This window comes from Shewanella electrodiphila, from assembly GCF_023283985.1.
In the GTDB taxonomy this organism is placed as follows: domain Bacteria; phylum Pseudomonadota; class Gammaproteobacteria; order Enterobacterales; family Shewanellaceae; genus Shewanella; species Shewanella electrodiphila.
Window position 1 is genome coordinate 123,658 of sequence record NZ_JAKIKU010000001.1, and the last position, 11,514, is coordinate 135,171.

The 11,514-nt window shown below is 40.4% G+C and carries 9 protein-coding genes; 4 read left to right on the top strand and 5 right to left on the bottom strand.

Annotated features, from left to right (window positions below; genetic code table 11):
• Positions 1-204: 204 nt before the first annotated feature.
• Both L2737_RS00580 and L2737_RS00585 read right to left on the bottom strand, forming a co-directional pair.
• The gene (locus L2737_RS00580) at positions 205-2,232 is read right to left on the bottom strand and encodes an alkyl sulfatase dimerization domain-containing protein (protein WP_248954420.1); all 2,028 of its coding nucleotides are present in this window, start codon (positions 2,230-2,232) and stop codon (positions 205-207) included.
• Between the two features lie 242 nt (positions 2,233-2,474).
• Positions 2,475-3,314, bottom strand: a complete 840-nt coding sequence (locus L2737_RS00585; RefSeq protein WP_229368117.1) for a LysR family transcriptional regulator — start codon at positions 3,312-3,314, stop codon at positions 2,475-2,477.
• A gap of 1,185 nt (positions 3,315-4,499) precedes the next feature.
• Between L2737_RS00585 and L2737_RS00590 the strand changes: the two genes are divergently transcribed.
• The 3 genes from L2737_RS00590 to L2737_RS00600 all read left to right on the top strand — a co-directional run bounded on the left by L2737_RS00590 (position 4,500) and on the right by L2737_RS00600 (position 8,463).
• Positions 4,500-5,426 (top strand): hypothetical protein, encoded by a 927-nt coding sequence (locus L2737_RS00590; RefSeq protein WP_248954421.1) that lies wholly within the window; start codon positions 4,500-4,502, stop codon positions 5,424-5,426.
• An 846-nt stretch (positions 5,427-6,272) separates the two neighbouring features.
• Positions 6,273-7,169, top strand: a complete 897-nt coding sequence (locus tag L2737_RS00595) for a DMT family transporter (RefSeq protein ID WP_248954422.1) — start codon at positions 6,273-6,275, stop codon at positions 7,167-7,169.
• Positions 7,170-7,296: 127 nt separating this feature from the next.
• Positions 7,297-8,463: a DUF481 domain-containing protein gene (locus L2737_RS00600; RefSeq protein ID WP_248954423.1), complete on the top strand. Its 1,167-nt coding sequence runs from the start codon at positions 7,297-7,299 to the stop codon at positions 8,461-8,463.
• Positions 8,464-8,520: 57 nt separating this feature from the next.
• Here L2737_RS00600 and L2737_RS00605 read toward each other — a convergent pair whose 3' ends face one another.
• From L2737_RS00605 to L2737_RS00615, 3 genes are read right to left on the bottom strand one after another with little or no spacing between them, the layout of a single operon-like run.
• Entirely contained in the window at positions 8,521-9,216 is a 696-nt protein-coding gene (locus L2737_RS00605) for a phosphatase PAP2 family protein (protein WP_248954424.1), read from the bottom strand.
• A complete protein-coding gene (locus tag L2737_RS00610; protein WP_248954425.1) occupies positions 9,216-10,259 on the bottom strand; it encodes a ketopantoate reductase family protein in 1,044 nt (347 codons plus the stop codon). Before L2737_RS00610 ends, L2737_RS00605 begins: the two co-directional genes overlap by 1 nt.
• 11 nt (positions 10,260-10,270) lie before the next feature.
• Positions 10,271-10,645: a VanZ family protein gene (locus tag L2737_RS00615; RefSeq protein ID WP_102529898.1), complete on the bottom strand. Its 375-nt coding sequence runs from the start codon at positions 10,643-10,645 to the stop codon at positions 10,271-10,273.
• 169 nt (positions 10,646-10,814) lie between these two features.
• Here L2737_RS00615 and L2737_RS00620 point away from each other — a divergent pair, with 169 nt between their 5' ends.
• Positions 10,815-11,300 (top strand): YajQ family cyclic di-GMP-binding protein, encoded by a 486-nt coding sequence (locus L2737_RS00620; protein WP_102529897.1) that lies wholly within the window; start codon positions 10,815-10,817, stop codon positions 11,298-11,300.
• Positions 11,301-11,514 lie beyond the last annotated feature (214 nt).

Genomic DNA, 11,514 nt, shown 5'->3' on the forward strand with positions numbered 1-11,514 from the left:
AAAGCCCTGAACTTTATGACCAAGTTCAGGGCTTTTTTGTGGTTTGGATATCAGTTGTTTTGATTGTCATTGTCATTGCGGCTGTATTTATTTGGCCGTTAATTCATGATGAATACAGGTTATGAAATGGATAATGCCAATCTAATTGATAGTAGAGCAACAAATCATGTTGAACGCCTTATGCAGGCGTCCAACATTTTTTGGTTAGCGTAAATGTAGGTAGAAAGGAGAGAACGTATCAATCACATCGACTAAGCGTTGAAGGTCGGCAATGTCACCCTTTACAGCTTTGGCAGAAGACTCTTTTACGTTAATGTCTTTGACCAAGAATAGGTGTACTAGGTCTTTTTTCGACATTTCAACCGACAGGTTAGCTCGCTCAGATTGGAACCCATTGTCGATGGCCATCGTACGGTTAGAGATATTCACTAAATACTTAGCACCATCTACCGTCATATTGATCTTGATAGATTCATTATCGTTCAGTTGTTCTGCGATTAAGCGTGTAGGAATAAGTGACATGACATCATCCGTTGGCGCGTCAACAAATTTACTGGCATCACCAAAGAAATTCATCGTACCTAATAAACCATCAAGCTGACCACGTAACTCTGCTGCACCTGTAAGTGCCCAATGACGCCAGCCTGGTGTAGATTGTTGCCAACCCCAACGTTCAAGTGCTACCGCTTTTTGTTCACGGGCGGTCATGTCATCTTGATCTACGCGAATAACATGCGTCAGAATTTGCATGGCTTCACCGTATTGTTGCTCAGCAATCATTTTGGCCGCAGCTTGTTTGATAGCTTCTGCACCGCCCATCATATCAACGTAAAGTTGAGCCATATTCTTATGATCAGGTTTAGCGAATTCTGACGCATCACCGTTAAACCAACCCACATTACCCGCATAAATATTGGCTACATTTTGATATTCTGAACCACGAAGTGGGCGCAGGTAATCATGGTCTTTTAGCTCTTCTGGCAGCTTAATGGTGTCAGATAGCTCATGCATTGTGTAACCTTTGTTGATGTAACGAACCGTCTGGTCTTGCATGTAGCGTAAAGAATCAGCATAAGCTTTCATCACATCTTCCACTCGGTCAGCGTTTACAGCTGAGCGGCCATGATGCAGTGATAGCGTTACTGGTTGGTATCTGCGCATACGGTCAATAGAGTCAGCCCATTCTAGGCCATCACGATATTCCGTTCCGCGAATGGTATATAGGTTAGGAATCGTTTCACCTTGAATCGTGTCGCCGCCGACCATATCGCCCGTTTCATGGACATACATAGCAACACCATCAGGCGCTTCCCCTGGGGTATGGAAAAACTCAAGAGTTAAGCCGTCAATTTCTAGAATCAGCAAATCGTCAACTAAGATATTCGGCGCAAAAAAGCTTTTGTTTTTCGACTGCATAACAATATCGGCAGGGTATCCAACACCTTGGTTAACACCTGAGTCATAATTATTGTTGTTCGGAATGAATGCACCGAATGCATAAGCCGTTCGAATTGATTGCTGGTTCAAGTAAATACCAGACTCTTCGTTCATTTTTCGTTGGAAGTCGGCATGGGCAATAACGTTAATTTTACCTGCTTCAAAGTCTTCTCTTGTTGCTAAGCCTTCCGTTCCCGCCCATTGGTCAGGGTGGTGATGGGTGTAAAAAATAGTGTGAACTTCGCGCTTATCACCTGTTGCTTCACGATAGGCAGCAAGCATCGCTTCTGCCGTTTCTTTGGTTGAACCTGCATCAGAGATGATGAGGCCTTCGTCACCTTGAATGAAGGTAATTGAAGCACCTTCAAAACCAAACGCGTTATACATACGGTCAGATAATTTGAAGATAACCGGGTTTGTCATCGCTTCTTCCATCGAAGCCAATTCTGGATGAATTTTCCCCTCAGCAAGCGCTTGCTTCATATTCTCCTGGTTAAACTCAGGGGTGAATAGTGGCTCTCCACGCCAGACAACTTCAGGGAATGAACCAGCAAGTTTTGTTGTGGCATTTGGTGCAAGCGGGAAGTAGCTTTGTTGTTCAGCCGATTTATTTGCATCGATAAATTTGATGCCATTCTTTGTCGGATTATAGTTTTGTGACAACACAACCGAGTATTCGCTGGCATCGAATGAATGATCATGGTCGCCATGAATTAAGCGCTCTGAAGCACTTGGTGAGTGTGCTAACACGTTGAATGACGCCAAAACAGTTAACGCTAAAATCGTTTTTTTCATATAGATACCTGCTACCGAGTAGAAAATGCTTATTACAAAGGTTATAACCTGTGTTGTGCTTTCTAGTTGAGAAAAATCATAAGCATTTAAGGAATAATAATTTCGTTGTATGGCAGGTATTTTAAGATTGATTCTCAGAGCTAACTATTGGGCAAAACCTATAACTACTATAGTTTAAAGCTATGAAAGAGGGCTTGTTAGGTAGTAATTATCCATAATTACAAACATTGGATAGTTATACGTTATGCAATGGCGGAACTGATTAAATGTGTTTTGATTTGTTCACGCACAGTAATATGGCGTTGGTTATTTATATTTCGTTTGTGGTAAACCATCTTCATTTCATAGTCGCGAAGCGTAAAAGGAGCGTTTAACACTTTTAGCCCCAGCTCATTTGCCAGTTCAAACATTGACTCGCTGACAATACAAATAGCGTCTGAATTGCGTACATTGAGTAACAGGTTTGATTGCCCCGATACTTCTCTAACGACTTTTCTATCAAACTGTTCATCGGTACGAGTTTCTAGTGCACTAACATTGCGGTTATTTAGTCTTAGTACAATATGCTCAGCATTTTTAAATTGCTCAAGAGTGAGTTCATCACCAATGATTGGGTGCTCTTTCCTGCAAGCAAAAGCAAGTTTTTGTATGCCAATATTTTCAACCGTAAATGAATGGTCTGATACCGAAATATCATCGATAACGATATCAATTTGCCCTGTTCTTAATTGGTCTAACGTACTGTATTCAACAGCGGGCGTTTCAATAAAATAAGCATCTTCAATACTGGGTAATGATTGTAAAACCACCTCGGTGCAGCAAACATTCAGTTTACGTTCTTCATTAAATGCAATATCAAGTCGATGCAAAATATCCTTACATTGCTCAGCAAGGTAGTGTGCTTCATCGGTGGGTTGAATTGAACGACTGGTGCGGTGAAATAGTTTTTTACCTGATTGCTCTTCAAAGTTTTTTATCGCAGCGCTCATTGATGGCTGGCTAATGTTCATGAAATCTGCCGCTTTGGAAATGCTGTTAAAGTCATAAACAGCAAGAAAGTGTTTTATAAGGTTTAAGTTCATGAAGGCAATAACCAAAATGTTTGCTACGAGAGTAATAGGATAATAACCCTGTCGATAAAATATTGATATATGTGAGGTCTTTCAAGAAGGCTGTGTTGTAGCGACATTTCTGGGAAGCGAAAGATTTATAGCAGGGTATCCATGCCAAGCTCACGGCCTTTTCTCGATGTTCTCAATTCTAATCGAACCTGTCAGCCTTCAAACTTCGTCACCCAAAAGCTGAATCGAAGAGATAATAATCCCTGTGTCGCTAACTCGTTTTTGCTCCAAAGCTTGTTAGCAGCTTTAGTCAGCTAATGATTTCTAGATTTGAATCGAATCAAAATCTAGATCAAGGTCGTGGCGCTTCGCCCACACCAGACTAAAAGGGAGTGAACTGCGACTCCCTCTTAGAACACCCCGCAGCCCCAACGAAAAATGCTGAAAAGCGCATGTTTTCAACGGGGATTGATCCAGCTTTCAACCTCGCTTGTAGACTGCTTCGGCCTTATTCGAAAATGCTAACGCTTCCGATGGGCCATCCATGGCCCGACGAAAGCTAGCCTGACGTCCTGTCAGGCTCACGCCATTTTCTTCAATGTCCTCAATTCAAATTGAGTCGGAAACAAACTGATTTACATCTCTTTTGCTTTTACTTGTCTTAACACATAAAGCTAAATCGAAGAGGTGAAAATTCCGGTGTAAGCGCGGCAGTGACCGTCCATGACATGGACGTCATGGCCGAGCTTTCAGGGACCTTTTGATTTAAATAAAGAATGCAGCGTATCGCAGTTGTATCTGCACGATAGCCTGCGGCAGGCAATGGATTAGATTGAAGTGACGACTCTCATTAACAGAGCCAATACTAATGAAGTACAAAGTTGATGCTAGTAACTCGTTTATGCCCCTTTGCGACTTACATCCGATAAGCAGTACAGATAAGTAACAAGCCTGTTGACCTACTTTTGCCAATCGATAAGTGACTGCTGCTGATTACTTCAGATAAGGCATCAATTTCAATGCTCACTTTGAAAATATTTGTGCTCGTTTATCCAATACCACTCTGGTAGAGTGTATATAAATCAATAGCTTTACTTTAGTAAGGCTTAAATAATAGGTTTATTAAATGTGCATGCGCGTTTGCCAAATAAACACGCATGCGCACTATACAAATGTTAGAAGCACATCGAAGCTAGGAGTAAATCTTTGAATTTATTTTTCAAATGGATATTCAAAAATGCATGGAACTTGTTTGGTGCTTTGGGGGTTGCAGGTACATTCTACTTTTCACTGATGTACGTTCCTGACTATGTCAAAGATATTACTACAGGGAAAGTTAATGTCATTCATGAAAGCCTCATGGATGATGTGCAAGAACTAATTTTCTACGAAAAATCAATTTCAATTGAAGATGTCGAAATGTTCATTCGCGGGAAAGAACTTAAACAGGGAATATCGTACCCGTATACACCTGAAGAACTACTTCTCCAAGTGCAAGAACGATTCATGGGAAATAAGTTTATTCCGCTTGAGAAAAGAGAATCACTGTTAGCCTCAATAAATAAACTGAGATCTAGTTATAAGCCCCCAAGCAAACCTGTTGAAAAGAAGTTTGATTGGGTTCCAATTATGTCTTGGTTATTTTCTGCTCTTGGTGCAATTATCGCTGCTGTAGGTGCATCAAGCCTCGCTGGCAAATTGAAGGCCGATAAAGAAACAGAAGCAGATATAATATCTGGCGATATAATCATAAATCATCATGGCGGATCAATGTCTGCTTCAGCTTTTGAGTATGAAAAAATGGTTGGTGAGGCTCTATCAGAGTTAGATGTGCCATACAAATCAGACTCAAATGAATATGACTTTGTCGTTAATCATCAAGGTAACGATGTAATTGTTGAAGTTAAAAAGTACCGCAGATTACTCGGGCTTGGTACAGCACGTAACTTTTTAAACATAATTTTAGCTTCTGGTAAAGGCGGTGTCCTAGTGGCTTCCTCAGGTGTAACGCAAAGAACAAAAGAGCTGATACTAGAGCATAATCAGATCTCAGATAATCAGAAGATATTTTTGGTTACAGGAGACTCAAAAGAAAAAGTTAAGAAGCAATTATCTGATATTTTCTGTGTATAAGTGCTTCTAACAAGCCATTTAAGCGGGAATTTTAACAGTTGGCTACTCTCGCTTCGCTCGGTATTATAGCCAACTATCAAAATCCCCTTAATGGGGCGTTATACGTATAAAGGAGTATTCGAATAGTGCCGCTACAATATCTGATTCCTCCAGTAGCCTGTCTAATATTCACTCTCGTAATTTTGGTGTTCTTTAAAAGCTCCAATAAAACGAAGTACCTTGTGGCATTTAGTGTTCTTGTTGTTTGCGCCTTTAATGTTTGGCTTCTTGAATCTCATATTATAGAGGCTTTGCCAAACCATAGTGGTGTATTGAAACTACTGGCTGTAACTTTGGCTCTTTCAGTTTCCCCATTCATAGCTGTGCTTACTTATAAGTTTTCGAGTTCCAATAAATTGATTTATTCATCTGTAATTGGTGGTGGGGTTTTATTTATGTACCCACTTTATGCTTTATATATTATTTGCTATGTTAGTCGGGACTGTATCTAAAAATACGTATAACAAGCTGTTAAACAAGGACAAAAAACAGTTGGCTTTTGCTCCTTCGTCGCTAATTTTAGCCAACTATTTTATTGCCTGTTAACAGGGCGTTACCGAATATCCGCTTGCCATATTTCACTACTGAGACTCATCACTTTACGAGCTTTACTCTATCCAATTTCTGTCCAACAACATGTCGGGACGTAAACCATTTACCTTCTATTAATGAGTTTGCAAGCGAACATATTCTAATGTTTTCTACCACCTATCTCGTAATTCTAAGCTAGAACAAATTACCAACAATGCTATTCAGATAATGTGATACTTTATCTGTCTCAAACCTCTGTATTATTGGGATAAATCTATGTGGATAGCGCTGACAATCCTTGCCGCTTTTATGCAGTCTTGGCGTAATGCATTTCAAAGTGAACTGAGCCAACAAGTGAAAGTTAGCGGTGTTACCCTTGCACGGTTTATTTGGGCTGGGCCTATTGCGGCCGTGTATCTCATTAGTCTTTATCAGCTGCAACCGAGTGCTATTCCTACCTTTAGTTATCCTTTTTACCTGTTTGTTATTGGTGCATCTTTAATGCAAATCCTTGCTACGGGGTTGATGGTTAAATTATTCCAACTGAAAAACTTTGCGGTTGGGGCAGGGCTTGCTAAAAGTGAAGCCTTAGTGGCCGCCATATTAGGTGTACTGTTTTTTGGTACTAGCTTGAGCTTGTTAGGTTGGCTCGGGGTTATTATTGGTGCTGTTGCTGTCATGCTACTGAGTACGCAAAAAGGGGTTAAACGCTTATCGCTTAATACCATAGTACTGGGTATTAGTAGCGGTATTGCGTTTGCGTTTACTTCGCTATGGGTACGAGAGGCGAGTTTGCTGTTAATTGTCGACTCTGCAGTTTCTGCTCCTATTCCTTTTACTCACCGCGCTGCTTGGGTGCTGCTGTCAGTGATTGGCTTGCAAACTATTATTCTAGTGACTTATCTAGCGATGAAAGACCGACTGACGTTATTGGCATTATGGCAGCGACCAAGGCTGACGATTTTGATCAGTGTTTGCAGTTGTATCGCATCCATTGGTTGGTTTAGCGCGATGTCATTGCAAGCGGTGCCTTATGTAAAAACCTTAGGCCAAATTGAAGTGTTTTTTACTATGCTCATCAGCGTTTTTTGGCTCAAACAAAAGATTAAGGTAAATGAAGTATTAGGGTTAGTGCTAATCGCAGTCGCCGCAATTTTAGTGATGTGGACCTAGTGCGTACTTAATCATTAAGTGTTTTAAACTAATGATGAAATAATGCCAAAAGGTGATTTTAATTTGTTGTTTTTTCATACTATACTGGCGTAAATAAAACCAAGAAGTTCGATTCAGGGAGTGTTTTATGCGTTATTCTTTTCGGCTAACTCGTATCGCGTTGGCGTGCGCCAGTTTATCTTTAGTATTCAGTAATCATTTATTCAGTGCCACTATAGATGCTAATAGCATACCTACTGGCACGTCTACCTCCGCAGTAACTAATGCTAGCAATGATATGCCACCTGCAGCTTTTACTCCTGAGCAAGTCACTACGCCTCAAGATAGCGAATTTGATTGGTTGCAATTATCTTCACTTGAACTGCTAAAAGGTGAAATTAAGAACCTTTATGATGATCAATTAGAGTTTGAAAGTGATGAGTTAGACACCTTGTTTATCGATTGGGAAGATGTAAAGGTGCTGCAAAGTGCTGATGTGGTGAGTATTGGCTTTATGGATTTAAGCACCCAAAGCGGTAAGCTATTAGTCCGAGATGGCAAGATGTATATAGACGGGCAAGAATTTCAGCGAGAGCAAATTCTAACGATCATTGCGGGTGAACAATCTGAGTCAAATTATTGGTCGAGCAAAATTAGTTTAGGGGCAAATTTTCGCTCAGGTAATACGGAACAAATAGACTATAGCGCCATTGCTAAAACCAAACGCCGTACTACTGAATCTCGTTTCAATATTGATTATATTGGCAATTATTCAAAATCGGACAGCGAAGAGAAGATTAACAATAATCGTATTAATACCAACTTTGATTGGTTTTTATCAAAGCAGTTCTATTTACGTCCTGTGTTTGCCGAGATTTATACCGACAAGTTTTTAAACATTGAATACAAGGTTACTGTCGGTTCTGGTTTGGGTTATAACATTATCGATAACTCGAAAACGGAGTGGAGTATTTCGGGCGGTCCTGCATATACATATACCAAGTTTAATAATGTTGAAGATGGTGAAAGCACTGATAGTAGCTCGGCAACAGTGGTGGTTGAAACGGTGTACGATACTGAATTAACCAGTGATATGGATTTTATTACTTCTTATCGTGTGCAATACGGTGATGACGACTCTGGTGGCTATACTCACCATGCTTTGGCGACATTAGAGATTGAGCTAACCGACATTTTTGATTTAGATTTATCGTTCGTATGGGATCATACCGCCAGTCCGCAACCTGATTCAGACGGTTTGACGCCGAAAAAAAATGATTATCAATTTATTGTGGGTTTTGGTATCGATATTTAAGTGAGTTTTTAGGCTTACAAGTTAACGTTAAAGGCTCAGTATTGAGCCTTTTTTATTTCAGCTGTCTCGTTCTGGCATGTATTTTCGATTGTAATGACTATAGCCATTAATCACTAAGTGGCTGACTAAGGTGCCAATTAATGCACCCGCAAGTAAATCCCCTAAGTAATGATAGTTCTGACCCAATTGTCCCATCAAAACAGCCACCATTGAGCTACAGCAAAGCAACCGATATCGCGGCGCAAAGTGCCAAAATAGACTGGCAAAAGCAAAGGTGAGCAATGCATGACCTGATGGAAATGAATGAAAGCTATTAGAGAGTGAAAAGGGGTGAAACTCTTCAACGCCATGGGTAATCCACGAAAGATTATCGTTAGTCCAGGTTTCTGGCCAAGTACGGCCAAAGACCATTTTAGCGCTTACGCGCACTATGGTGGCAACGATGGCGACTAAAATGATGATGCGCCTGAGATGAAAAAGGTGTCTGTAGTGTTTGTGAAAGCTTACTAGCACCATAATGAGTGCAATGATTTCAAGTAATAAAGGGGTTTTAGAAAAGCTTTGTAATAGCAGGTTAGATTGAAGATTAACGTGCATGTACTCAGCAATAGTTCGATCAAAAAACGCGATACTGATCAGGGTTACTAGCCCACAACAGATGTAAGCAGCAACCATTTTTCGAGTAAAAGGAATTGTCTGAACCACAGAAGATGTTTTAATTCGTTTGCTATCGTCGTATTTATTAACAGACATTATAAGTCGGGTTGAGTTAATTGGTTGATCTTGTCCGTCATCGCGTTATTGGCTGGGGTTTTGATTTGATGAACACCGGCACGAGCTGCAACAAAGCCATTAATCTGAGCTATTTCCGTCATGCGTCGATGTTTCACATCTTGATGCATGGATGAGAAGTTATTAGCTGTGAGGGTAATGACCTGAGCAATAGTCTCAAGTGATTCCGATAAAGATATAGTGATGCCTTCAGCATTTGCGACAGCGACACATTCAGTGGTGATGGCATTTATTTGCTGCTGATACTGTGGTTGAGCTAATTGACCATTTTGACATTGCTCGATGGCAGTGATGGGGTTAATGGCGCAATTCACAATGAGCTTTTGCCATAAACCGAGCAAGATATTATCACTGATTTGGCTGTTAGGAATGGCTGTAACGAGTAGTTCAATTAACTGCGGAGTTAATTTATGGCCATGAAAATGTCCGAATACTGTTTTGCCGGTACCTGTTTGACGGACATGACGCTCAGTTACTTTTATTGCCGCTTGAGAGGTTGTGCCGAGATACAGATTGATATCAGTTCTTTGCTGAGATGCTAACAGCGCCATGACCTGTAAATGCGGCCCCATACCGTTGTGCAAAAGGAGTAAAGTGGCATTGTGGGGCAGTTTGTCAATTAACGCTGTTAACGCCGCTTCGACTTGATAGGACTTAACGCACACAATAACCAGTTCAATGCTGGCCAACTGCTTAGGTGTCACCGTTTTAAGATTGTTGACTAAACATGGTTCGGTATGCACGTTAACAACATTGCTAGGCTTAACGTCACTGGATAAAGCATTAAAAGTCAGTGGCTTAGTTTGGTTTTCTGCATCAGCCAGGGTGAAATTTCGTCCCAGTAATAATGGCTGAGTAAATGCATTAAGCTGATGATAGATCAACATGCCAATGGCGCCAGCGCCGACAATTGCAATGTTAGCGGGCGCAATATTTAGAGTCACATTGTTAGGGGTAACAGTGTTTGAAGTAACAGTGTTAGGAGCCGGGGAGTGTGAGCGCATAACAGGCTCTCTTATGATGCTTTTGAAGAACGTTTAGGGAACAGCTTGGCTGCCTGATACTTTCTAAAAACAAACAGAAAGATATAAAACAACGCGATACCAGCCAAATCGGCAACTACATCGGCAATAGAAGCACTGCGATAAGGAATTTGAGATTGGATGACTTCAATTAAAATAGCGTAAAAAGCCAGTATCGAACACATCCAATACCATTTAGGTTTAAAGGCAAAATAAGCTAAAAATGCCAAGCCGAAAAAGCTTAATACATGACCGACTTTATCCATGTTGTTAAACGTAACGGGGTAATTGGGCTTTGAGAAAACAAGGTAACTGACAACAAGTACAGCAAACGCAAATGATGCTGTAAAAAATAGTTTTAATTTCATGCTGTCGAGTACTTAGCCTGATGCGATATCTTTTGATTGAAGCAATAATAAAAAATGCAGCGGCTAAAGTCATTAATTTCCAGTTAATTATTGTTTTCTATTTTATGGAGGGTTTGCGCTTTCGCTGAAAATGTTAGTATTAGCACAAAGATTAATTGGGAGAATAACAATGCCATCAATGGACATCGTTTCAGAAGTAGATGAAGTTGAATTACGAAATGCTGTTGAGAACTCACGCCGCGAACTTGCTGGTCGTTTTGATTTTCGCGGCAAAGAAGCCGATATTGAACATAAAGATCATACCGTGACTTTAAAAGCGGAAGATGATTTCCAATGTCGTCAGTTAGTGGACATTCTGCGTATTCAATTGAGTAAGCGTAGCGTTGAGCCTTCAGCTATGGATGTTGATGAAAAGTCAGTTCATAGCGGTAAAACCTTCAGCTTAAAAGTTAACTTTAAGCAAGGCATTGATACCTTAGTGGCTAAAAAGCTGGTTAAGCAAATTAAAGACAGCAAGCTGAAAGTACAATCGTCTATTCAAGGTGACTCGGTACGAGTGACGGGTAAAAAACGTGATGATTTACAAGCGGTCATGCGTTTAGCGAAAGAGTCTGAATTAGGCCAACCTTTTCAGTTCAATAATTTCCGCGACTAGTTTTGATTGGCTTTAAGCCATTTATGTTGTTTTAAATAAAAATGATATCAAAAAAAGATGCTGTAACAGGTTGCTGTTGCAGCATTTCTCAATGAAAGAAGATATTTAATTATCAAATCCGCTCAACCCAATACACCTTTGATGCCACATCTGACTGAACATTGTCGATCACTCACCTCGCGTTCCAATATGATGATTTAACCTTATTGCCGGT